The organism is Streptomyces atratus (genome assembly GCF_040655115.1).
GTDB classification, from domain to species: Bacteria; Actinomycetota; Actinomycetes; order Streptomycetales; family Streptomycetaceae; genus Streptomyces; species Streptomyces atratus_D.
In genome coordinates, this window is the sequence record NZ_JBFAJH010000002.1 from 58,100 (window position 1) to 79,884 (window position 21,785).

Annotated in this window: 19 protein-coding genes and 2 pseudogenes; 14 read left to right on the plus strand and 7 right to left on the minus strand. The window is 71.2% G+C overall.

Annotation, left to right across the window (positions count from 1 at the left end; translation table 11 throughout):
• Position 1 precedes the first annotated feature (1 nt).
• The 8 genes and pseudogenes from AB0I23_RS03205 to AB0I23_RS03235 all read left to right on the plus strand — a co-directional run bounded on the left by AB0I23_RS03205 (position 2) and on the right by AB0I23_RS03235 (position 5,972).
• Positions 2 to 2,005: a biotin carboxylase N-terminal domain-containing protein gene (locus tag AB0I23_RS03205; RefSeq protein WP_359106369.1), complete on the plus strand. Its 2,004-nt coding sequence runs from the start codon at positions 2 to 4 to the stop codon at positions 2,003 to 2,005.
• Entirely contained in the window at positions 2,002 to 3,198 is a 1,197-nt protein-coding gene (locus AB0I23_RS03210; RefSeq protein WP_359106371.1) for an acyl-CoA dehydrogenase family protein, read from the plus strand. The genes AB0I23_RS03205 and AB0I23_RS03210 overlap by 4 nt, the downstream gene beginning before the upstream one ends.
• Positions 3,199 to 3,287: 89 nt before the next feature.
• Entirely contained in the window at positions 3,288 to 3,611 is a 324-nt protein-coding gene (locus tag AB0I23_RS41580; protein ID WP_436846867.1) for a hypothetical protein, read from the plus strand.
• Positions 3,602 to 3,736, plus strand: a pseudogene (locus AB0I23_RS41585) (zinc ribbon domain-containing protein); the annotation flags it as partial. The gene AB0I23_RS41580 and the pseudogene AB0I23_RS41585, both read left to right, overlap by 10 nt.
• 141 nt (positions 3,737 to 3,877) lie before the next feature.
• Complete coding sequence (locus tag AB0I23_RS03220; RefSeq protein WP_359106954.1) at positions 3,878 to 4,063, plus strand: hypothetical protein; 186 nt, start codon at positions 3,878 to 3,880, stop codon at positions 4,061 to 4,063.
• Positions 4,060 to 4,791: an enoyl-CoA hydratase family protein gene (locus AB0I23_RS03225; protein WP_359106373.1), complete on the plus strand. Its 732-nt coding sequence runs from the start codon at positions 4,060 to 4,062 to the stop codon at positions 4,789 to 4,791. Before AB0I23_RS03220 ends, AB0I23_RS03225 begins: the two co-directional genes overlap by 4 nt.
• A complete protein-coding gene (locus tag AB0I23_RS03230) occupies positions 4,779 to 5,372 on the plus strand; it encodes a TetR/AcrR family transcriptional regulator (RefSeq protein WP_359106374.1) in 594 nt (197 codons plus the stop codon). Before AB0I23_RS03225 ends, AB0I23_RS03230 begins: the two co-directional genes overlap by 13 nt.
• A gap of 15 nt (positions 5,373 to 5,387) precedes the next feature.
• Entirely contained in the window at positions 5,388 to 5,972 is a 585-nt protein-coding gene (locus tag AB0I23_RS03235; protein ID WP_359106375.1) for a hypothetical protein, read from the plus strand.
• A 45-nt stretch (positions 5,973 to 6,017) separates the two neighbouring features.
• Here AB0I23_RS03235 and AB0I23_RS03240 read toward each other — a convergent pair whose 3' ends face one another.
• On the minus strand, positions 6,018 to 7,127 hold the full coding sequence (locus tag AB0I23_RS03240; protein ID WP_359106377.1) for a citrate synthase 2: 1,110 nt from the start codon (positions 7,125 to 7,127) through the stop codon (positions 6,018 to 6,020).
• Between the two features lie 221 nt (positions 7,128 to 7,348).
• Between AB0I23_RS03240 and pdxH the strand changes: the two genes are divergently transcribed.
• Positions 7,349 to 7,975: a pyridoxamine 5'-phosphate oxidase gene (gene pdxH / locus AB0I23_RS03245; protein ID WP_359106916.1), complete on the plus strand. Its 627-nt coding sequence runs from the start codon at positions 7,349 to 7,351 to the stop codon at positions 7,973 to 7,975.
• Positions 7,976 to 8,217: 242 nt separating this feature from the next.
• Here the strand turns inward: pdxH and iscB are convergent, their stop codons facing one another.
• Positions 8,218 to 9,843 carry an RNA-guided endonuclease IscB gene (gene iscB, locus AB0I23_RS03250; RefSeq protein WP_359106378.1) on the minus strand — a complete coding sequence of 542 codons (1,626 nt, stop codon included), beginning with the start codon at positions 9,841 to 9,843 and terminating at the stop codon, positions 8,218 to 8,220.
• Between the two features lie 448 nt (positions 9,844 to 10,291).
• Positions 10,292 to 11,413, minus strand: coding sequence for a transposase (locus AB0I23_RS03255; RefSeq protein ID WP_359106380.1), 1,122 nt, complete (start codon positions 11,411 to 11,413; stop codon positions 10,292 to 10,294).
• Positions 11,414 to 11,661: 248 nt separating this feature from the next.
• Between AB0I23_RS03255 and AB0I23_RS03260 the strand changes: the two genes are divergently transcribed.
• Positions 11,662 to 13,008: a PAS domain-containing protein gene (locus tag AB0I23_RS03260; RefSeq protein ID WP_359106382.1), complete on the plus strand. Its 1,347-nt coding sequence runs from the start codon at positions 11,662 to 11,664 to the stop codon at positions 13,006 to 13,008.
• 92 nt (positions 13,009 to 13,100) lie between these two features.
• Here AB0I23_RS03260 and AB0I23_RS03265 read toward each other — a convergent pair whose 3' ends face one another.
• Positions 13,101 to 13,856 carry an SIS domain-containing protein gene (locus AB0I23_RS03265; protein WP_359106384.1) on the minus strand — a complete coding sequence of 252 codons (756 nt, stop codon included), beginning with the start codon at positions 13,854 to 13,856 and terminating at the stop codon, positions 13,101 to 13,103.
• A 202-nt stretch (positions 13,857 to 14,058) separates the two neighbouring features.
• Between AB0I23_RS03265 and AB0I23_RS03270 the strand changes: the two genes are divergently transcribed.
• Positions 14,059 to 14,751 (plus strand): metal-dependent transcriptional regulator, encoded by a 693-nt coding sequence (locus AB0I23_RS03270; protein ID WP_266982858.1) that lies wholly within the window; start codon positions 14,059 to 14,061, stop codon positions 14,749 to 14,751.
• A gap of 589 nt (positions 14,752 to 15,340) precedes the next feature.
• A complete protein-coding gene (locus AB0I23_RS03275; protein ID WP_359106386.1) occupies positions 15,341 to 16,234 on the plus strand; it encodes an alpha/beta fold hydrolase in 894 nt (297 codons plus the stop codon).
• A gap of 24 nt (positions 16,235 to 16,258) precedes the next feature.
• Here AB0I23_RS03275 and AB0I23_RS03280 read toward each other — a convergent pair whose 3' ends face one another.
• Genes AB0I23_RS03280 through AB0I23_RS03290 form a run of 3 tightly spaced genes read right to left on the minus strand, consistent with a single transcriptional unit; the run spans position 16,259 to position 19,462 of the window.
• Positions 16,259 to 17,911 carry a transporter gene (locus AB0I23_RS03280; protein WP_359106387.1) on the minus strand — a complete coding sequence of 551 codons (1,653 nt, stop codon included), beginning with the start codon at positions 17,909 to 17,911 and terminating at the stop codon, positions 16,259 to 16,261.
• Entirely contained in the window at positions 17,908 to 18,735 is an 828-nt protein-coding gene (locus AB0I23_RS03285) for an ABC transporter ATP-binding protein (RefSeq protein ID WP_359106389.1), read from the minus strand. Before AB0I23_RS03285 ends, AB0I23_RS03280 begins: the two co-directional genes overlap by 4 nt.
• Before the next feature lie 40 nt (positions 18,736 to 18,775).
• Positions 18,776 to 19,462: a bifunctional DNA primase/polymerase gene (locus AB0I23_RS03290; RefSeq protein ID WP_359106391.1), complete on the minus strand. Its 687-nt coding sequence runs from the start codon at positions 19,460 to 19,462 to the stop codon at positions 18,776 to 18,778.
• A 338-nt stretch (positions 19,463 to 19,800) separates the two neighbouring features.
• Here AB0I23_RS03290 and AB0I23_RS03295 point away from each other — a divergent pair, with 338 nt between their 5' ends.
• Entirely contained in the window at positions 19,801 to 21,183 is a 1,383-nt protein-coding gene (locus tag AB0I23_RS03295; RefSeq protein ID WP_359106393.1) for a transcriptional regulator, read from the plus strand.
• A 172-nt stretch (positions 21,184 to 21,355) separates the two neighbouring features.
• Positions 21,356 to 21,785 (plus strand): annotated as a pseudogene (locus AB0I23_RS03300) (hypothetical protein); the annotation flags it as partial.

Consider the following 21,785-nt stretch of genomic DNA (forward strand, 5'->3'; position numbering starts at 1 on the left):
CGTGATCAGCACCCTGCTCGTCGCCAACCGGGGCGAGATCGCCTGCCGGATCTTCCGCACCTGCCGTGCCCTGGGCATCGCCACCGTCGCCGTGTACTCGGACGCCGACGCCGACGCGCTGCACGTGAGGGAGGCCGACACCGCCGTACGGCTGCCGGGGGCCGCCCCCGCCGACACCTATCTGCGCGGCGATCTCGTCGTACGTGCCGCGCTCGCCGCGGGGGCCGGCGCCGTGCACCCCGGCTACGGGTTCCTCTCCGAGAACGCCGGGTTCGCCCAGGCCGTGCAGGACGCCGGGCTCGTCTGGGTCGGGCCACCGGCCAAGGCCATCGAGATGATGGCGTCCAAGACCCGCGCCAAGGAGCTGATGGCCGCCGCCGACGTGCCGCTGCTCGCCCCTGTCGACCCGGCGAGGGCGACCGTGGACGATCTGCCGCTGCTGCTGAAGGCCGCGGCCGGCGGCGGCGGACGCGGGATGCGGGTCGTACGGGAACTGGGCTCCCTGCCGGGCGAGATGGCGGCTGCCACGGCCGAGGCGGCGAACGCCTTCGGGGACGGGGAAGTCTTCGCCGAGCCGTACGTCGAGCGCGGCCGGCACGTCGAGGTCCAGATCATGGCCGACGAGCACGGCACCGTATGGGCGCTCGGCACCCGCGACTGCTCGCTCCAGCGCCGCCACCAGAAGGTCATCGAGGAAGCACCCGCACCCGGCCTCGACGAGGCGCTGCGCACCCGGCTGCACGACGCGGCGACCGCCGCCGCCCGAGCCGTCGGCTACCGCGGCGCGGGCACCGTCGAGTTCCTCGTCACCGCCGACGGGCGCCCCTGCTTCCTGGAGATGAACACCCGCCTCCAGGTCGAACACCCCGTCACCGAAGCCGTCTTCGGCCTCGACCTCGTCGCCCTGCAGCTCTCCGTCGCCGAAGGCGAACCCCTCCCGTCCCCCACACCGCCCGCCCCGCACGGGCACGCCGTCGAGGCCCGGCTCTACGCCGAGGACCCCACCCACGACTGGCAGCCCAGGACCGGGCCGCTGCACACCCTCGACGTACCGGACGAACCCGGACTGCGCCTGGACACCGGGTACACCGGCGGCGACACCATCGGCGTGCACTACGACCCGATGCTCGCCAAGGTCATCGCCCACGCCCCCACGCGCACCCAGGCCGTCCGGCTCCTCGCCCGCGCCCTGGAACGCACCCGCATCCACGGACCGGTCACCAACCGCGATTTGCTCGTACGGTCCCTGCGCCACCCCGACTTCACCGGCGCCCGACTCGACACCGGCTTCTACGACCGCCACCTGGACGCCCTCACCGCCACCCCCGACGACGCCACGGACCGGAACCTCGCCGCCCTCGCCGCAACCGCCGCCGACGCCACGCACCCCCGTACCACCGGCACCCCGTGGAAGCCGCACACCGGGGCCAACCCACCGCGCACTCCGGCGGCCTCCACCCCGTACCAGGGTTCCCGCTTCGGCGCCTGGCGCAATGTCCCTTCGCAGCCACAGACCAGGCGCTACCGCGGCGAACCCGACGGGACCGAACACGAGATCGCCTACCGCACCACCCGCGGCGGCGCGATCGAAGCCCCCGGCGCCCGGATCCTCACCGTCACCCCCGACCACGTCACCGTCGAGACGGACGACGGCGTCACCCACCGCTTCCGCCTCGCCGCCCACCACGACCGGGTGTACGTGGACGGCGCCACCGGCTCGTACACCTTCACCGCCCTGCCCCGCTTCACCGAACCCACCGACCGCGCCGACCCCGGCTCCCTGCTCGCCCCCATGCCCGGCACCGTCGCCCGGCTCGCGGACGGACTCGTGGCGGGCGCGACGGTCGAGGCGGGGCAGCCGCTGATCTGGCTGGAGGCGATGAAGATGGAACACCGCATTCATGCCCCCGCCTCCGGCACCCTCACCGCACTGCACGCCGCACCCGGCCTCCAGGTGGAGGTCGGCGCCCTGCTCGCCGTCGTACAGGAGGAACCGACCCCATGAGCACCGTCCTCGAAACCGAAGAGCAGCAAGCCCTGCGCACCGCCGTCGCCGCACTCGGAAAGCGGTACGGGCGCGACTACATGACCTCCGTCGTGCGCGACGGTGCCCACCCCCGCGAACTGTGGACCGAAGCGGCCAAGCTCGGCTACCTGGGGGTCAACCTCCCCGAGGAGTTCGGCGGCGGAGGCGGCGGCATGGTCGAACTAGCCATAGTGCTGGAGGAGTTGGGGGCGGCCGGATCGCCGCTCCTCATGATGATCGTCTCCCCGGCGATCTGCGGCACCGTCATCGCCCGCTTCGGCACCGACGCCCAGAAGCAGCAGTGGCTCCCCGGACTCGCCGACGGCTCCGTCACCATGGCCTTCGGCATCACCGAGCCCGACGCCGGATCCAACTCCCACCGCATCACCACCACCGCCCGCCGCGACGGCGAGGACTGGCTGCTCACCGGGCGGAAGGTCTTCGTCTCCGGTGTCGACATCGCCGACGCCACCCTCATCGTCGGCCGCACCGAGGACGCCAGGACGGGGAGGCTCAAGCCCTGTCTCTTCGTCGTCCCGCGCGACGCCCCCGGCTTCCGGCGCTCGCAGATCGACATGGAACTCCAGGCACCGGAGAAGCAGTTCGAGCTCGTCCTCGACGATGTGCGGCTGCCCGCCGACGCCCTCGTCGGAGGGGGTACCTCCCGCTCGAGCGAAGCCGAGAGCGGGGGAGAGGACGTGGGCCTCCTCCAGCTCTTCGCCGGACTGAACCCCGAACGCATCATGACCGCCGCGTTCGCCCTCGGCATGGGGCGGTACGCGCTCGGCCGCGCCGTCGAGTACGCGCGGACCCGGCAGGTGTGGAAGGAGCCCATCGGCTCCCACCAGGCCATCGCCCACCCTCTCGCCCAGGCGCACATCGAACTCGAACTGGCCCGCCTGATGATGCGGAAGGCCGCCGGGCTGTACGACGAGGGCGACGACATCGGCGCGGGCGAAGCCGCCAACATGGCGAAGTACGCCGCCGCCGAAGCCTGCGTGAAGGCCGTCGACCAGGCCGTGCACACCCTTGGTGGCAACGGCCTCACCCGCGAGTACGGGCTCGCGTCCCTGATCACCGCCGCCCGCGTCGCCCGGATCGCACCCGTCAGCCGGGAAATGATCCTGAACTACGTTTCCCACCGGTCTCTGGGTCTCCCCAAGTCCTACTGAGGGAATCCCTGATCTTCGCAGGGAATCCCGGGCTTCAGGCCGGGCGGCAATGGAATGTGATTCCTGGCCCGGAGGCGCGGAGCACCGGAGTGCTCGGCGTTGTCAGTGGCGCCAGCTATGTTGATCGGACGGACCGGAAGGGGGGCCGGATGATTCGTGCGTACACGTTTCTCCTGCGGCCCACCGTGGGTCGGACGATCGCGCTGGGCGAGATGCTGGCCGATCACCGCTCGCTCTACGACGGAGCGCTGCAGGAACGCCGCGATGCCTACCGGCATGGATCGAAGACCAGCGTCAAGTCTGCACAGCTCAAGGACATCCGGGCGTACGACCCAGATCATCAGGGTCGCTGGTCGTTCTCCTCGCAGCAGGCGACCCTGCGCCGCCTGACGCCGGATGGGGGGTGTTCCTGACGATCCCGCACGCCAAGGCCGAAGGCGCCGGACGGGAAGTCATCGCCGTGGACCCCCGCAACACCTCCCGGACCTGCCCCGAATGCGGGCACGTCTCAGCGGAGAACCGACCCACACAGGAGAAGTTCCATTGCCAGTCGTGCGGCCACACGGCGCACGCCGACACAGTGGGAGCACTCAATGTTCTACGGGCCGGGCTGGTCCGTCACAACGCCAACACGGCTTGGCGAGAAGCCCCGTCCTTTTCGGGGCGGGGAGGAGTCACGGTGAACGTGTTCCGCAGTGAGTACGCAGACGTCCAGGCGCTCGGCCTGCCGATCCACAAGAAGGTCCGGCAGGCCGAATTCACCGGCGCCGTACCGAGGGCCACCTCCGGAAAGATCCTCCGGCGCGAACTGCGCGACCGGGAGAAGGCCAACGAAAAGCTCAGCGAGAGGGCGGAAGAGGCATGAAACTGGTCCGCACCGGCCGGGAGCGCGGCATCGCCACCATACGGATGGATTCGCCGACGAACCGCAACGTGCTCTCCGCGCGGCTCGTCGCCGAACTCCGCGAAACCCTCGCCGGACACGGCGAGGACGACACCGTGCGGGCCGTGGTACTCACCCACACCGGCAACACGTTCTGCGCCGGCGCGGACCTGGGCGCACCCCCCGACCCGGAAGCGTTCGTCGCCCTGATGCGGCAGATCGTGACCCTGCCCAAACCGGTCGTGGCCCGCGTCGACGGACATGTCCGGGCCGGCGGACTCGGCCTCCTCGCGGCCTGCGACATCTCGGCCGCCGGACCCGCCTCGACCTTCGCCCTCACCGAGTCCCGGCTGGGCCTGGCCCCCGCCGTGATCTCGATGCCGCTGCTGCCCCGCACCGACCCCAGGGCCGCCGCCCGCTACTACCTCACCGGAGAACGGTTCGACGCGGCCGAAGCGGCCCGCATCTCCCTCGTCACCATCGCCGCCGAGGACGTCGACAAAGCACTCGTACCCGTACTGGACGGACTGCGCCGGGCCTCACCGCAGGGGCTGGCAGCATCGAAGGAGCTGGTCACAGCTACTGTGCGGGAGAGTTTCGACCAGTACGCCGAAGACCTCATCGCCCGCTCGGCGGCACTCTTCGCCTCCGAGGCACGGGAGGGGATGACGGCCTTCCTCGAACGACGGGACCCCGCATGGGCGTTGTGACGCCCCCCACCGACAGGACCCCCAAGCAGGACCGCAGCCGCGCCACCCGCCAACGGCTGCTCGAAGCCGCGGTCGCCTGCCTCGCCGAACACGGCTGGGCAGGCTCCACGGTCTCCGTCGTCGCCGAACACGCCGGGGTCTCCCGAGGCGCCGCCCAGCACCACTTCCCCACCCGCGAGGACCTGTTCACCGCCGCCGTCGAATACGTCGCCGAGGAACGCTCCGCCGCCCTGCGCGCCCTGCCCGTCCAGGGCCGTACGGCTGTCGTCGCCGCCCTCGTCGATCTCTACACCGGCCCGCTCTTCCGCGCCGCCCTCCAGCTCTGGGTCGCCGCGTCCAACGAACCCCAGCTCCGCCCCCGCGTCACCGAACTCGAAGCCCGCGTGGGCCGCGAGACCCACCGCATCGCCGTCGAACTCCTCGACGCGGACGAGACGAAGCCCGGCGCACGCGAAACCGTCCAGGGACTCCTCGACATGGCCCGCGGCCTCGGGCTGGCCAACGTGCTGACCGATGACACCGCCCGGCGTCAGAGGGTCGTGGCACAGTGGGCAGCGCTGGTGGACGACGCACTGAACTGAGCCGTGGGGGAGCGAATGGGCGACTACTTCCAGACGATCGTCGACCTCGACGCCACCGAGCAGGACGCCGCACCACTCGGCGCCGGGCTCCTCGACTGGCTGATCGCCGAAGGAATCGTCAGCGCCGAGCGCACCGACTGCGTCCTCGACGGAGACGGCTACGGCAACGCACCTGGTCCGAACCACGCCAAGGCCGTCGACGACCCGGAACCGGTCGACCTGTGGAGCAACGGCCTCTACGTCGCGACCGGACGCACCGTCTTCGACAGCGGCCAGGGCGACGCGGGAGCTGCCACCTGCCCGCTCTGCGCCACCGAGATCCGCCTCGTCGACGACACCTGGTGCCCCGTCGACAGCGCCTGGGCCCCGCTCGCGGGCCGGCTCGGCGCCTGGGCGAACGGCGGCGAAGGCGTCGTGGAGTGCCCCTCCTGCCGCCGGCCCTCCGGCATCGACCGCTGGAGCTGGGAGGACGACTACTACGCCTGCGGGCGGCTCGGCCTCACCTTCTGGAACTGGGCGGAGCTGACCCACGGCTTCGAACAGGAGGTGCGGCGCCGCCTCGGCGGACACCGCACCGTCACTCTCCGCGGCAAGCTCTAGGCACTCTTGTCCGGATCGCGCCGGGCTTGCGCGGTACCGGGAACGTCAGTTCGCCAGATCCGTGATCTGGTCATATCCCTCGATCTCCCGCGGGTCGCGCGGCCCGGGTCCGACATACCTCGCCGACGGCCGCACCAGCCGCCCCGTGCGCTTCTGCTCCAGGATGTGCGCCGACCATCCCGCCGTACGCGCGCACGTGAACATCGATGTGAACATGTGGGCCGGGACCTCGGCGAAGTCCAGCATGATCGCCGCCCAGAACTCCACGTTCGTCGCCAGCACCCGGTCCGGGCGCCGCGCGTGCAGCTCCTCCAGCGCGGCCTTCTCCAGCGCCTGGGCCACCTCGAACCGCGGCGCGCCCAGTTCCTTCGCCGTACGCCGCAGCACGCGCGCCCGCGGGTCCTCGGCCCGGTAGACCCGGTGTCCGAAGCCCATCAGCCGCTCACCCTTGTCCAGGGCCTTCTTCACGTACGCGGTGGCGTCGCCGGTCCGCTCGATCTCCTCGATCATGCCGAGGACCCGGGACGGGGCGCCGCCGTGCAGCGGACCCGACATCGCACCCACCGCGCCGGACAACGCGGCCGCCACATCGGCGCCGGTCGACGCGATGACCCGGGCGGTGAACGTGGACGCGTTCATGCCGTGCTCGGCGGCCGACGTCCAGTACGCGTCGACGGCCTTGACGTGCTTCGGGTCCGGCTCCCCGCGCCAGCGGATCATGAACCGCTCGACGACGGACTGCGCCTTGTCGATCTCGCTCTGCGGGACCATCGGCAGCCCCTGGCCGCGCGCCGACTGGGCGACGTACGACAGCGCCATCACGGCGGCCCGCGCCAGATCGTTGCGGGCGGTCTCCTCGTCGATGTCGAGGAGCGGCTTCAGGCCCCAGACCGGCGCCAGCATGGCCAGCGCGGACTGCACATCGACCCGGATGTCACCCGAGTGGACCGGGATCGGGAACGGCTCGGCGGGCGGCAGCCCGGGGTTGAACGCCCCGTCGACCAGCAGACCCCACACGTTCCCGAACGACACATGACCGACGAGATCCTCGATGTCGACCCCGCGGTAGCGGAGCGAGCCACCCTCCTTGTCGGGTTCGGCGATCTCCGTCTCGAACGCGATGACTCCCTCTAGTCCCGGTACGAAGTCGGACATGGCGGCTCCCTCGGTGGACGGCTGTATGGAGGCCACAGTGGCCTGCCCCAAGATATTGGCGGGTTCCCACGACGCGGGGAAGCGTGACATCCGGCACAGCCACCCACTTCATCCGTGCGCGATTGACACCCCTCCTCACCGGGCAGACTCGGCCCCTGCGGCAGGATGACCCCGTGCCCACCGCAGATTCCCCTTCCGATTCCACCACCGATCCGGCCGCGATGCGCGAGCAGTACCGCTCCGAGGGCTTCACCGAGGACACGCTCGACGCCAACCCCATGCAGCAGTTCGCCCACTGGTTCCGGCAGATCGCCGCAGGTGGAATGGTCTACGAGCCGAACGCCATGGTGGTCTCCACGGCCACACCCGACGGCCGCCCCTCGTCCCGGACGGTGCTGCTGAAGAAGTACGACGACCGCGGCTTCGTCTTCTTCACCAACTACGCCTCCCGCAAGGGCCGCGAGCTGGCCGCCAACCCGTATGTCTCCCTGCTCTTCCCCTGGCACCCGCTGGCCCGCCAGGTCATCGTCACCGGCGCCGCGGCCCGCATCGCCCGCGAGGAGACGGTCGCCTACTTCCGCACCCGCCCGCACGGCTCCCAGCTGGGCGCCTGGGCGAGCGAGCAGTCGACGGTCATCGGCTCCCGCCAGGAACTCATCGACCGGTACGAGGAACTGGCGGCCCGCTACCCGGAGGGCGAGCACATCCCCGCACCCCCCGAGTGGGGCGGCTTCCGCGTCGTACCGGAGACGATCGAGTTCTGGCAGGGCCACGAGAACCGTCTCCACGACCGGCTGCGGTACGTACGCGAGGGCGAGGGCTGGCGAGTGGAACGCCTCTGCCCCTGACCGGCCCCGGACACGCAGAAACCCGCGGGCTCTGGTTCCTCCTTGCGGAGGAGCCGGCCGGATCTACCGGCGAGCCCGCGGGTCGGTGACTGCTTGGGTTTCGGCAGACAGCCTGCCGAGGTGCACGAAGTGCGACGACGGGCTGTCAGCCCGCAGCCACCTCACGAATCCGATAAGACTGCACTTTTCGGATCACCTCCTTTCGCGTGTGGCCCCCAGCCTAGGAACCTTCGGCGGGTGTCTCAACCCTTTTTCATCAGCGGCTCCTGTGCGGCGCTGTACGCGTATCCGTCGGCCCGCTGGAGCAGCCGCAGGTTCACGTGGGACACGTTGAAGCGGCCGGCGGGCGTGGTCAGGCTGTGCTGTCCGGACGATCGGACGGAGATACGCCCGGTCCACGTGCCTGCCCACCTGCCGTTGCGCACGGTGGCGCGGACGAGGTCTCCGGTGGCGAAACCGTAGTGCTGCTTTCGACGCGGGCGAATGAGCCGGGGGAATCCGTACCGGTCGGGTGTGGTGCGGGCGTAGGTGCCTCGCCCGGTCGCCTTCACGATCTGGACCGGCTGGGGCACGCGGACGATCGCGTCTCCGCTCTGGTGGTCCAGTCGCCCGACGGAGAGGGCGTCGAGCGTGTGGGTCTTGGGCAGGCCCATGGCCGTACGGTTCCACTTTGTCCGGCCACCCGACGAGGCATGCACCGGCTTGGAGAGTGTGCCGAGGGCATCAGTGAGCAGCTGTCGGGTCGCGTTCATGACTGCGGCGTCGCGGAGGGGAGCCTTGATCTGCGATCGGATCACCGCGAGGCAGGCCGGGCGGTGGGCCAGGAATTCTTCCACGAGGGTGGAGGCTTTGGCCTGGTTGCAGGGGGCGCAGGCAAGGGTGAGATTCGAGATGCGGTCGGAGCCGCCACGGCTGCGGGGCCGGATGTGGTCGATGTTCAGAGGCACGCCGGTGGCATCGCAGTAGGCGCAGGCGCGTCCCCGTGTGGCGAGCAGGTATTCGCGGATTTCGGTGCCCGCGAGAGTGCCGCTGCGGTATTCGGCAGCAGTGAGGCTGTGGCCCGCGCTCATGGCGTGGGTGTCGAAGGCGACCTGCTCGATGTGGATCTCGGTGACTGGAGCCCACCGGGAGAGGCGGCGGACGGTCGCCACCGTGGTGTCGACCCGATGCTGCACCGACGGGGGTAGCCAGTCCTTTCGGCGGGTACGGTTGTCCGACCGGCGCGCGCGGTAGCGGCAGTTCGCCGATCGTCGTCGGTGCCGGTACCCGGCTCGCTGCCCCATGGCCCGGTGGATCTGCTCGCCCCGATGGCGTAGCTCGAGTGAGAAGAGTCCGCGCCGAACGGTCACGGGTGTGTCGCCTGGGCCGGTTTCTTTCTTCGTGTCGGTGAGGGCGATACCGGTGCCCTTGGACCCGGGGTCGATCCGTAGCTGCACTCCGGTGACGTCGGATCCGGCGCGTGTGCGGTCTTTGAGACGGATGGTGAAGGGGGCATGTCGTACGACGACAGCGCGCCCCTTGGTGAGTAATTCGCGTGCGCGTGCGGGATGGCAGGGCATGAGTGGCTGTCCGCCCTTCGCGAGGACGAAGACTCTGCCTGCGCCTGTTCCGCCTCTGTACGTGTTGCTGCGTGAGGGGACGTCACCGTCCCTGGTCTCTGCCCTTGTGGCGTGACGCCGACGGGGCCGGGTGCTGCGCCCGTCGGTCTCCCCTCGCCCATGTTCCCTGCCGGTGCCCCGCGCGATGGCGGGTTGTCCGTGAGCCGTTTCGTCCCTGCTCCCAGGGGTGTCTGCTCTCGCGGATTCCAGTGCGGGCTGCTGAGGAAGCACAGCTCGGTGGGTCTGCTCGCCTGCGGGGAACGTAGTCATCAAGGGCACCGGCCTTTGATCGCTGATCGTGATGACTGGGGCTGTTCACTCGGCTCGCCTCGCGAGGAGGGAGCGGGAGCGAGTGATCTCCTTTCAACGTGTGAGTGCGGGACGCTAGCTCTGTTAAAGGGCGGGCGGGGTGAGGAGATGACCGTTACCACCCGTAGGCGTGTTTTTTGCCGAACATCGAATGCCCGATTGTTCCTCGTGTTAGAGGTCGCGCAGATAGGTGCGGTGGGGAGCCCTGTCGCGAGCTAGGCACAGGCCCTGGGCGATCACGTAGTTGCCACGCTCTGTGATCACCCGGGGTCTGCCTCGAGCGGAGTGGTTGTACGCCTGACCGAGAAGGTGCAGAGGATCTGGGGCGGAGCGCGCCGACTACGCCGTGGACCGCGCACGGCGCCAGTACCAACTGGCCGAACCGGAGAACCGCCTGGTGGTACGGCAGTTAGAGAGGGACTGGGAGACGGCGATGACCGAGCGCCAGAGGCTCGGCGAGGAGTACGACCGCTTCCTCGCTGTGCGCCCGCGCACCCTCAGCGCCGAGGAACGGGCACAGATCAGGGCTCTGGCCGCTGACGTCCCGGGCATCTGGCACGCGCCCACCACCACCGACGCGGACCGCAAGCAGCTGATCCGGCATCTGGTCGAGCAGGTCCGCATCGAGGTGCTGGGCACCAGCGAGCCAGGAGCCGCGCCGGTCCAGCCTGGGGTGCAGGCGGCCCCAGCAGCGGGCGAGGACTTGGCCGAAGCGGTCGTGGACGCCGGCCGACTCCTGGACCGGCGCCGGATGGGTCGTGACCTGGGCCAGGCGGAACTCCGCTCCATGCCGGGGCTGGCGCCCGGGGTTCGTTCCGCGGCGCTTGCCAGCCGGTGCATACATCACCCGGTCCGCGCGGATGCGGCCCAGCAGCCGCACGGGTTCATCGCGCAGCAGCCAGGTCAGGCGCACGAGGTCGTAGCCGGAGTCCAGGACGAACAGGACCGGCGGGTCGCCCGGTCGCCATTGCCCGGCCCGCTGCAGGCGGGCGCGCAGGTCACGGATCTGAGTCGCGGTGACCTCGGTGGGATCGTCCTCGGGCCCCAGCCGCACTGCGTCCAGCGGCCCTGTCCACGAGGAGCGGCCACCGCCCAGGGCCGCGGCCACCTGGTAGGGCCAGCCCGGGATGGTCTGGCGAACCCCGTCGCAGCGACACGGACGGTGGCAGTGCAGGCGCTCCGGCGAGCACTCGGCGTCCGGACGCGGCCACGGAGTGACGTCCAGCGCGATCGACAGCTGCCGGTCCGCCCCGCGCGGCAGTTCAAGGCCTGCCAGCGCCATCCGCAGGCGGGACACGGCGATGTGGCCCTGGGCCAGCGCGTCGTACATCGCCCCGTGCGCACGCCGGTGCACTGCCGCCAGCGACAACTCCGGCAGCGAGACCACCGGCCCGCCGGCACACAGCACCGCGTCCGCCAGCTTGAACAGAGCATCCGCCCGCAGGGTCGGGCACTCGTAGAACTCGCGGCGAAACCGGGATAACCCGGTCAATGCCTCGACGCGCGCAGCGTCGTCTTGCAGACTGTCCATCACGGCCTTTGGGTTGATCGACTGTCGACTTCAGCGAGAAGACACGATGACGCAAAGGCCGCCCAGCTGTCAGGCGAACGACGAACCCCACCAAGACATGATCTTGGTGGGGTTAATAGTCAAGCTTAGTCGGTGAACTCGCACGACGGGCTCGACCGATTTCCCGGAATTCGATGTGTGCTGAGTCACGTTCGAGTTCAATGATCTGACGTGCGGCAACGGCGGACACGTCCGGCAGGGGGTCCGGGATGAGCGCTTCCAGGAGCAGTGGGATCACCGACGCCCTCGGGCCCGATCCCATCCCCGGGTCGGAGCTGCTCGCGGCGTTGCTCGACGGCATGGACGCGGCGCTCTGCGCGTTCGACGCGGGCGGCGCGATCACCCACTGGAACCGTGAGGCCGAGCGGATTCTCGGCTGGACAGCCGAGGAAGCGGTGGGACGGCCCGGGTTCGCGGGGTGGGCGGTGCGCCATGCGGACGCGGGTGAGGTGCACGGGCGGCTGATGGCGGCCATGGACGCGCCGGGCCGCCAGGTCCACGAGTTCGCGCTGCTGCGCAAGGACGGCGGCCGGGTGCTCGTACGGACCCAGGCGGCCGGGGTGCGGGGGGCGGACGGGACGGCGGCCGGGGTCTACTGCGCGTTCGGCGAGGTGCACGCGCAGATCGACCTGGAGCGGTCGATCGCCCTCAGCGAGGCGCTGTTCGAGGACGCCTCCTGGGGTGTGGTCCTCGTCGACGTGGACCTGCGGCCGACGGTCGTCAACGCGTATGCGGCTCGGGCGCTGGGCGGCGGCCGTACGACGATGCTGGGACGCCCGCTCGGAGAGCTGCTCGCGCAGGGTGTCGAGGACCTGGAGGGCGCGCTGCAGCACGTCCTCGCCGAGGGGTCCCCGCCCGCGCCGGCCGACCTGTGGGTGACGCAACGGACGGCGAAGGGGGACCGGCGCCGCTGCTGGCACAGCGGGTTCCTGCAGTTGGCGTCGCCGCTCGCCGAGGGGCCCGTTCCGCTGGGGGTCGGCTGGCTGTTCCAGGACGTGACGGCGGAGCGGCTGGCGGCGCAGGAGGCGGACCGGGTGCGGTTCCGGTCGAACCAGCTGCACCGGGCGTGCCGGTCGGCGGCCGAGTGCGAGGATCCGATGGAGGCGGCGACGTCCTACGTGGACTACGCGCTCGCGGGCTTCGCCGACCATGCGCTGATCGATCTGGTGGCGGGGGTGCGGCTGGTTCGGGCGGCGGCGACACCGGCCGACGCCCCCGGCCCGTGCCGGCCCGTGGTGGGAGGCGGTGTTCCGCTCCGCTACGCCCCGGGCCATCCGGCGCTCCAGGCGTTGGACCGCACGGGCTCGGTCCGCGTGAGCGCCGGTACGGCTCCGGGGGCCGGGACCTGGGCGGCGGACCGTCAGTGGCCGGGCGACTCGGTCCACGCCCTGTGCGCGGTGCTGCGGAGCCGGGCCCGGACGCTGGGCGTGGTGACGTTCCTCCGGGCGGCGAACCGCAGCCCTTTCGAACGTCAGGACGCGACGTACGCCGAGAGCGTGGCGGCCCGGGTGGCGACAGCGGTGGACCTGTCCCGGACACTGCCCGCAACCCCGTAGCCCGCTGGGCGGCCGATCCGGTCCGTCCGGTGTTCGAGGACGGAACCGTTCACCCGGTGAACCCGCACCCGACCGCGCACCCCTCTCTCGGCTCAGTACCGGTAGAAGATCCGATCCGCGTACTCGGCCATCACGCGCCCGTTCCACTCGTGCCCGCCATCGACGTTCCCGGACCGCAGCAGCGGCGGCTCGATCCCCCGCTCGACCAACCGCTCCGCGGCCGTCGCCATCATGGCCTGCATCACCGCACTGGTGACCACCGTCGACGCGGGTGCGAACGGCGCCTCGACGCCCTTTGCCGTCAGCTCCGCGTCGCCGATCGCGATCTTGCTGTCGATGACGATGTCGCAGTGGTCCCGCAGGAACCCGCCCGAGACATGCCGCGACCGCGTCCCTTCCGCGTAGGCGACCGACGTGACGCCGATGACCTTCAGGCCGAGTGCCCGCGCGTTGACCGCTATTTCGACGGGCAAGGCGTTGCGCCCGGAGAGCGAGATGATCACCAGCAGGTCGCCGGCGCTCGCCGGGCTGGAGTCGAGCACGGCGCCGGCCAGCCCCTCGACCCGTTCCAGCGCCGACCCGAGCGTCGCCGGCATGACGTCGACGCCGAGCGTGCCCGGCACGACGAGCAGGTTCATCAGGGCCAGTCCACCGGCCCGGTAGACGACGTCCTGGGCGGCGAGCGACGAGTGGCCGGCGCCGAACGCGAAGAGCCGGCCGCCCGCTTCGACGGTGTCGGCGATGGCGGCGCCGGCGGCCGCGATCGTGTCGGCCTCCTCGTCGCGTACACGCTCCAGCAGGCCGATCGCTGCGTCGAAGAACTGACCGGCCGGCTTGCTGTCGCTCATCGAGGAGGCCCTTTCCGCAGGGGTGGGGTGTCCGTGCCGCGGATCACGTTGCGGTCCGGACCAGTGACCTGTCAATACCGGCCGCGACGTATGCGGACGGTCCGGGGTTCGGTCGGCGCGGCACGGTTGTCAGCGGTATGCGTCAGAATTGCTTGAGGGCCAGCGCACGACGTTTTTCATGTCACAGCATCGAGGGGCACGAATGTCCGGACTGATCGACACAACGGAGATGTATCTCCGCACCATCCTCGAACTCGAAGAGGAAGGTGTCGTTCCCATGCGCGCCCGGATCGCGGAACGGCTGGACCAGAGCGGTCCGACGGTCAGCCAGACGGTGGCGCGGATGGAGCGCGACGGCCTGGTGCAGGTCGCGGGCGACCGGCATCTGGAGCTGACGGAGGAGGGCCGCCGGCTGGCGACCCGGGTGATGCGCAAGCACCGCCTCGCGGAGTGCCTGCTCGTCGACGTGATCGGCCTGGAGTGGGAACAGGTGCACGCCGAGGCCTGCCGCTGGGAGCACGTGATGAGCGAGGCGGTGGAGCGGCGGGTGCTGGAGCTGCTGCGGCACCCGACGGAGTCCCCGTACGGGAATCCGATCCCGGGCCTGGAGGAGCTGGGGGAGAAGGCCGAGGCCGACCCGTTCCTGAACGACGGCATGGTGAGCCTGTCGGAGCTCGACCCGGGCGCCGACGGCAAGACCGTGGTGGTGCGCAGGATCGGTGAGCCGATCCAGACGGACGCCCAGCTGATGTATACGTTGCGGCGCGCGGGCGTGCAGCCCGGTTCCGTGGTCAGCGTGACGCAGTCGCCGGGCGGGGTGCTGGTCGGCAGCAGTGGTGAGGCGGCCGAGCTGGACTCCGAGGTCGCCTCGCACGTGTTCGTGGCCAAGCGCTGACCGAAGGCGGCCCGGGAGGGCCGCATGTGGACCGCGCGCCGCCCCGGACGCGGTTGCCGAAGCGTAACGTCCGGTTTCCGTTTTTCCGTCCCGAATGGCAAGCGGCCGGGCGCCTCTCGTGCCAGGCTGTGGCTGAGTCATACCTGAGAGTGTCGGCCGCCTGGCCATGCGGTCGGGGAGGGAGCAGCGGATGCGCCCGTCGTACTGGCATGTGCAGCAGAGGGCGGCTGTCACGATCGCGAGCACCCGGACCGCTCCGGCCCCGTCTGCCCCGGCGCCCGCCGCCCCGCATGCCCCCTGGACGTGGGAGAGCCCCGGCGCCGCGCGGCGCCGGGGCCTGTCCTCCCCTGTTCCGACCTGGAGCCCCGAGCTCTCAAGGTCGGCCCCCACGGACCCTCATCCCCGAGTGGTCCGCCTCACGGAGAAGATCTCCCCTCCGGGAGCGACGTCAATCCTTGGAAGGGGTCACTCGAACGAGGGGTGTTGCGAGCCGGACACCGATTTTCGAATACAGGTTCGATAGTCTGGCGTGACGCGACCACACGGCGATCGAGCGGTTGTCGAGGACCAGAAGGGGGTGCCAGGACACATGGTGCGGCGCATCGATGTAACCGGATCCGACGGTGTACGTCTCGCGGCCTGGGAGTTCGCAGATCCGCCCAAGGAGCACACGGAGGGCGAACACGCCCCCGGGGTCTTACTGCTCCATGGGCTGATGGGCCGGGCGTCCCACTGGGCCTCCACCACCCGCTGGCTCGCCGAGCGGCACCGGGCGGTCGGGCTCGACCAACGGGGGCACGGCCGCAGCGAGAAGCCCGCCGAAGGCCCGTACACCCGCGAGGCGTACGTCGCCGATGCCGAGGCGGCGATCGAACAGCTCGGCCTGGCCCCCGTCACCGTCGTCGGCCATTCGATGGGAGCTCTCACCGCCTGGCAGCTCGCCGCGAAACGCCCCGATCTGGTCCGGGCCCTGGTCATCTGCGACATGCGGGCCTCCGCGCTCGGCGCGGCCTCGCAGCGGGAGTGGGAGGACTGGTTCAGGTCCTGGCCGGTGCCGTTCGCGACGCTCTCCGACGTTCGGAAATGGTTCGGCGAGGACGACCCCTGGGTGGAGCGGCCGAACCCGGCCCGCGGCGAGTTCTTCGCCGAGGTGATGGCCGAGCGCGCCGACGGCTGGCGCCCCGTCTTCTCCCGCCGCCAGATGCTCCAGTCCCGCGCGACATGGGTGTACGACGCGCACTGGGAGGAGCTGGCACAGGTCCGGTGCCCGACGCTGGTTCTCCGCGGCCTGGACGGCGAACTGGGACGGGCCGAGGCCCAGGAGATGGTCCGCGTACTGCCGCGCGGACAGTACGCGGAGGTGGCGGACGCCGGCCATCTCGTCCACTACGACCAGCCGGAGGGCTGGCGCGCCGCGGTCGAACCGTTCCTGGAGGAGTTCGCCGAGGACCCGCAGAACGACCGCGAGCCCGTCTCCCCGTGACGGGGCGGCCGGACCCGGCTCGCGTCACCCCTTGCTGACCGCCGCCAGGATCTCGGGCAGCCGGTTCGCCGTGCGCGGTGCGGCCAGCCGCAGGCCCGCCCAGGCGACCAGCGCCCCGTACGCGCTGCCGACCGGCAGCAGCACCCACAACCAGCCCTCCGCGTCGACGAGATGCAGCCAGATCGTCGCCACGATCACTGGCGCGCACAGCACCGCCGCCGAGACCATGCCACCGAAGATCGAGATCCAGGCGAGCCCGGCCTGCCCCGGTGCCACGTTCTTGAACCCGCTGTCCTGAGGGATCGAGTACGGGAAGTTGGCCGATGCCAGCGCCCCCGTCGCCAGCATCGCGCCCAGCAGGGCGAGCGACAGCCCTATGGCGCCCGGCAGCTTCTCCCAGTCGCCGAGCACCGCCGCCGTCACCACGGTCACCAGGACCGTGTACGGCAGGGTGATCACCAGCAACGCCGTCGCACGCCCCCGCAGTTCGAGGTAGGCGTCCCGGGTGGAGGAGATCGTCAGCGCCACCATCCAGAACGCGGAGGTGTCCTGCCCGAACTGGTTGTACATCTGGATGCCGAGCATTCCGGCGGCGAAGCACGCGAAGTAGACCGAGCCGGTGCCCTGCACCGCGTTGAGCAGCGGCACGATCAGCCCGATGGCGAGAGCCGTCACCCAGGCGGCCTTGGTCTTCGGGTCCCGTGCCACGTACCGCAGACTGCGCCGTATCACCGTCCCCGTGCGGCCCTCGGGCAGCAGCGCGGAGAGCCGGGAGCCGCCCTTGCCGGACTTCTCCCGGGCCGTTCCGGCGGCGGCAAGGGTGGAACCGTCCGGGGCGGTCATCAGCTTGACCAGACTCCGCTGCCACAGCCACACCAGCGCACCCAGCGCCGCGACGGAGAGCAGCAGTTGCGCCACGGCCCGCCCGTACGACCCCTGCGCCGCCGAGTCCACCGCGCCGATCGCCGAGGCGGGCGGCAGCCAGCGCACCACGTCCGCCGCCGGGTCGAGGGTGGCGAGCCCACCGGACCGGCCGAGCCGCTGCGCACCGAAGTTCACGACCTGGATACCGACCGCGACCACGAGTCCGCTGAGAACCGCCAGATCGCGGCCCTTGCGGGAGCTCAGCAACCGGGTGTTGGCCGTGGCGACGGCCCGCGCCAGCGCGACACACACCACCAGGGTCAGCGGCACGGCGACCACCGCGCACACCACGGCCGCCGCCCCGTGTGCCACCGAGAACGCCGAACCGGCCGCCAGACAGAGCGTGAACAGCGGTCCGATGCCGACGAGCGACGCCACCAGCAGCGCCCCGACCAGCGGGCGTGGCCGCAGCGGCAGCATCACGAGCCTGCTCGGGTCGAGGGTTTCGTCGCCGCTGGGGAAGAACAGCGGCATCACCGCCCAGCCGAGCGCCAGCACCCCGGTCAGCAGGACCGTCAGGGAACCCGCCTGGGCGTGGCCGCGCAGCGCGGCCAGCGCGATCAGCTGGCCCGCGGCGAACAGCAGGGTGAGGACGACGGAGAAGATGTAGACGGCCCGTCTGCCGGAGGACTGCCGCAGCCCGTTGCGCAGCAGTGTCAGCTTGAGCCGTACGAAGACGGGGACGAGCCCTTCGCCGTCGGCGCCGGCAGCGGGGCGTGCGGCGGGGGCGACGGGTGTGTCGAGGACGCTCATCGGGTGCCGCCCAGCCAGTCGAGGGAGTCGCCGGTGTCCCGGGCCCCCGCGCCGACGAGTTCGAGGAACGCGTTCTGCAGCGACGCCGCCTGGCCGCGCACCTCGGCGAGGGTGCCCTGCGCCCGGATCGTGCCGCCCGCCATGACGGCCACCCAGTCGCACAGCGACTCGACGAGCTCCATCACGTGGCTGGAGAAGACGACGGTCGCCCCCGAGCGGGTGTACCGCTCCAGGACCCCGCGGATGGTCTGCGCCGAGACGGGGTCGACGCCCTCGAACGGCTCGTCCAGGAACAGCACTTCGGGGTTGTGCAGCAGCGCCGCGGCGAGCCCGGTCTTCTTCCGCATGCCGGTCGAGTAGTCGACGACCAGCTTGTTCTGGGAGCCCGCCAGGTCGAGGACGTCGAGCAGCTGGGTGGCCCGCCTGTCGACCTCGGCGCCCGGCAGCCCGCGCAACCGTCCGGTGTACGCGAGGAGTTCTCGCCCCGAGAGGCGTTCGAAGAGCCGCAGCCCCTCCGGCAGGACACCGATCCTGGCTTTCACCTCGACGGGGTCCCGCCAGACGTCGTGCCCGCCGACCTCGACCGTGCCGTGGTCGGGCCGGAGCAGCCCCGTCACCATCGACAGCGTGGTCGTCTTGCCCGCGCCGTTGGGGCCGACCAGACCGATGAACTTGCCCGCGGGCAGCTCCAGATCGATCCCGGCGACCGCGACCTGTTCCCCGAACCGCTTCCACAGGCCCTGTACGCGAACGGCGGGCGGCGCCGTTCGCGCCCCGCCCGCCTCCACAGCCCTGTCCGATTCCGCCGCGTTCCGGTCCGACATGGTGCTCCTGCTCTCGGTGTCCCCGTGTGAGGGGCCCAGACTACGAAAGACGTGCGCGCCTGTCGGCTGCTTCCCGTCCGCAGGCGTAGGCGAGGGGGCCGATGACCTCTTCCACGTCGGGCAGCCAGCGGTTGGCGGGGGTGGGCCGGAGCGCCCACTGCACCGCGCCGCGCCCGCCGATCCTGGTCGGCGGGGCCGCCACGTAGTGGCCCTCACCGCGGCCGAGCAGATCGATCGCGGTGGCGCTCCGGCCCAGCCTCCGTACGAGCTCGTCCACCTTGGCCGCCGCGCCCGGCAGCACGAAGAAGAGCATCCGGCGGTCCGGGGTGCGGGTGACGGGGCCGAGCGGCAGGTTCATCCGTTCCATCCGGGCCAGGGCCAGGAAGCCGGCGGACTCCGGTACGTCGATCGCGTCGAAGGTGCGCCCGGTGGGCAGCAGCACCGATGCCCCGGGCGCCTCGGACCACATCCGGCGGGCGGCGGCACCACTGCCGGTCGACCGGGTCGCCCAGTCGGGCCGGGTGGGGTGGGCTCCGGGGGAGGCACAGCGGTCTTCTCCGCACGAGCAACGCTCCGCCCCTTCCGCCACCCGTAGCCAGGTGCCGGGGAACACGTCCCAGTGCCGCTCTTCCGCGTACCGCACCGCGGCGTCGAGCAGTTGCTCACCTCGTTGTTGGGGGACCTGTGCGGTTTCCATGACTGCGATGGGCTCTTCCACGAACATCACAACTTCCGCAACCACCTGGGGTTACGGGCGTGGTGAACGTGGTCACCGCGCATCGGCCCCGTACACGCGCATCGGCGCCGTACATGGGGCGCATGGATGCATGGGCGGGGGCGCGCATGAGGCGGCGCGTCGAGGGGCGGGTAGCCACATGTGGGGAATCCGGAACAGTTCCCCCATGCCGAATACGCGCCGAACCCGAACAACGACACGATAAGCGCCGTGAACACCGTGAATACCGTGAACGCCACGGAAAAGACCCACACGATGCATGTGCGCATTTCTTGTGCATATGCCGGGCAGTGATCCATTCACTGATCACTGCGGCCTCAGGGGGAAACATGGCAGCCAGGCCTCTCGTCGCCCGCCAGCCGAACGAACGGCTCCAGGCGCTCATCCAGGAAGCCGGATGTTCCAACGCGGGCCTCGCCCGCCGAGTCAACATGGTCGGCGCGGAGCGCGGTCTCGACCTCCGTTACGACAAGACCTCCGTGGCCCGCTGGCTGCGCGGACAGCAGCCGCGCGGCAGGGCGCCGGGGATCATCGCCGAGGCGCTCGGCCGCAAGCTCGGCCGCACGGTCACGATCGACGAGATCGGGATGGCCCACGGCAAGAACCTGGCGTCCGGCGTCGGCCTGCAGTTCGCGCCGACCGTGATCGGCGCGATCGAGCAGGTCTGCGAGCTGTGGCGCAGCGATGTCGGCCGCCGCGACGTCCTGTCCGGTTCGGTGGTCGCGTCCTCGGCACTGGTCGAGCCCAGCAGGGACTGGCTGATCACCGGCGCCGACCCGCAGGTGGCGCGCGCTGCGGGGGCGCGGGTCGGGATGTCGGACGTGGAGGCGGTGCGGGCGATGACGGCGGCGCTGGTCGAGCTCGACCACCGGTTCGGCAGCGGGCATGTGCGACCGGTCCTGGTGCACTACCTGAACAGTGTGGTCTCCGGGCTGCTCTCGGGGGCGTACCGCGAAACGGTCGGGCGGCAGCTGTTCGCGGCGGTCGCGCGGCTCACCGAGCTCGCCGGGTACATGGCGGTGGACACGGGGCAGCCGGGGCTCGCCCAGCGGTACTACATCCAGGCTCTGCGGCTGGCGCAGGCGGCGGGCGAGCGGGCTTACGGCGGCTATGTGCTGGCCGCTTCGATGAGCCATCTCGCCGCACAGCTCGGCAACCCGCGGGAGATCGCGCAGCTGGCACGGGCCGCGCAGGAGGGGGCGCGCGGGCGGGTCACCCCGCGCGCCGAGGCGATGTTCTACGCGGCGGAGGCGCGCGGCCACGCGCTGCTCGGCGATGCCCGGACCTGCCAGGCGGTGGCCGGCCGGGCCCTGACGGCGCTGGAGCGCGCCGAGCCGGACACCGGTGACGACCCGTCATGGATCGCCCACTTCGACTCGGCCTATCTCGCCGACGAGCTGGCGCACTGTCACCGCGATCTCGGCCAGGCGGAGTCGGCCGCGCGCCGGGCGACGGAGTCCCTGGCCGGTCTCCCGGAGTCCCGGTCCCGGCGCCGGGGCATCGGTCTGGTGCTGCTCGCCACGGCGCAGGTGCAGCTGCGCGAGGTGGAGCAGGCGTGTCATACGGGGACGCGGGCGATGGAGCTGCTGGGGACGGTGCGGTCGAGCCGGGGCGCGGAGTATCTGGACGATCTGCAGCAGCGGCTGGTCCCGTACGGCGACGAGCCGGCGGTCCGGGAGTTCGGGGCGCGGCTGGAGCTTCAGGCGGCCTGACCGGGGGTCTGATGAGGGATTTTTCGGGAGCCCCGTTACCTGAGTCGTCGGGGTCGGCGTGTTACCGCCCCGGTGAAGGGGTGGTGTGAGTGATATCGGGCGCTTGGCGGAGGGCGGCTGTCACCCGATAGCGTGAGCCGACGATTCCGTAGGTATACACGTAGGAGTCCCGGTGACGCAGAGCGGACAGGGTGACGGGCAGGAGCTCCCTGCTGTACGGCCCGCGCACGAAGGTGTCGTGCTGCCCGCAGGTGGCGGCGAGCCCTGGATACCGGGCGGGCCGGCCGACCGGTCCGCTCCGGCGGGCGGGCAGCCATGGGGTCAGCCCTGGGGGCCGCAGGCGCCGCAGCAGGACGCGCCGCAGCAGGACGCGTCGCCGCAGGGCCGGTACGGGCAGTACGACCAGGGCCAGGCGTACGGGCAGCAGGGCCCGCCCCTGCCGGCCGAGCAGCCTCAGCCGTACGCCCAGCCCCAGCCCCAGCAGTACACTCAGCCCCAGACGTACGCCCAGCCGCTGCCCCCGGAGGCCGCACCGGGTGCGGGCATGGGCGCGGGCATGGGTATGGGCGGCGACGCGGACGCCACGCAGTTCATCGCGCCGG

Excerpts from the sequence above, each read along its gene's own strand:
- AB0I23_RS03210 (WP_359106371.1), top strand. The coding sequence starts at position 2,002 with ATGAGCACCGTCCTCGAAACCGAAGAGCAGCAAGCCCTGCGCACCGCC.
- AB0I23_RS03225 (WP_359106373.1), top strand. The coding sequence starts at position 4,060 with ATGAAACTGGTCCGCACCGGCCGGGAGCGCGGCATCGCCACCATACGG.
- AB0I23_RS03230 (WP_359106374.1), top strand. The coding sequence starts at position 4,779 with ATGGGCGTTGTGACGCCCCCCACCGACAGGACCCCCAAGCAGGACCGC.
- AB0I23_RS03235 (WP_359106375.1), top strand. The coding sequence starts at position 5,388 with ATGGGCGACTACTTCCAGACGATCGTCGACCTCGACGCCACCGAGCAG.
- AB0I23_RS03240 (WP_359106377.1), bottom strand. The coding sequence starts at position 7,127 with ATGTCCGACTTCGTACCGGGACTAGAGGGAGTCATCGCGTTCGAGACG.
- pdxH (WP_359106916.1), top strand. The coding sequence starts at position 7,349 with ATGCGCGAGCAGTACCGCTCCGAGGGCTTCACCGAGGACACGCTCGAC.
- iscB (WP_359106378.1), bottom strand. The coding sequence starts at position 9,843 with ATGACTACGTTCCCCGCAGGCGAGCAGACCCACCGAGCTGTGCTTCCT.
- AB0I23_RS03255 (WP_359106380.1), bottom strand. The coding sequence starts at position 11,413 with ATGGACAGTCTGCAAGACGACGCTGCGCGCGTCGAGGCATTGACCGGG.
- AB0I23_RS03260 (WP_359106382.1), top strand. The coding sequence starts at position 11,662 with ATGAGCGCTTCCAGGAGCAGTGGGATCACCGACGCCCTCGGGCCCGAT.
- AB0I23_RS03265 (WP_359106384.1), bottom strand. The coding sequence starts at position 13,856 with ATGAGCGACAGCAAGCCGGCCGGTCAGTTCTTCGACGCAGCGATCGGC.
- AB0I23_RS03270 (WP_266982858.1), top strand. The coding sequence starts at position 14,059 with ATGTCCGGACTGATCGACACAACGGAGATGTATCTCCGCACCATCCTC.
- AB0I23_RS03275 (WP_359106386.1), top strand. The coding sequence starts at position 15,341 with ATGGTGCGGCGCATCGATGTAACCGGATCCGACGGTGTACGTCTCGCG.
- AB0I23_RS03280 (WP_359106387.1), bottom strand. The coding sequence starts at position 17,911 with ATGAGCGTCCTCGACACACCCGTCGCCCCCGCCGCACGCCCCGCTGCC.
- AB0I23_RS03285 (WP_359106389.1), bottom strand. The coding sequence starts at position 18,735 with ATGTCGGACCGGAACGCGGCGGAATCGGACAGGGCTGTGGAGGCGGGC.
- AB0I23_RS03295 (WP_359106393.1), top strand. The coding sequence starts at position 19,801 with ATGGCAGCCAGGCCTCTCGTCGCCCGCCAGCCGAACGAACGGCTCCAG.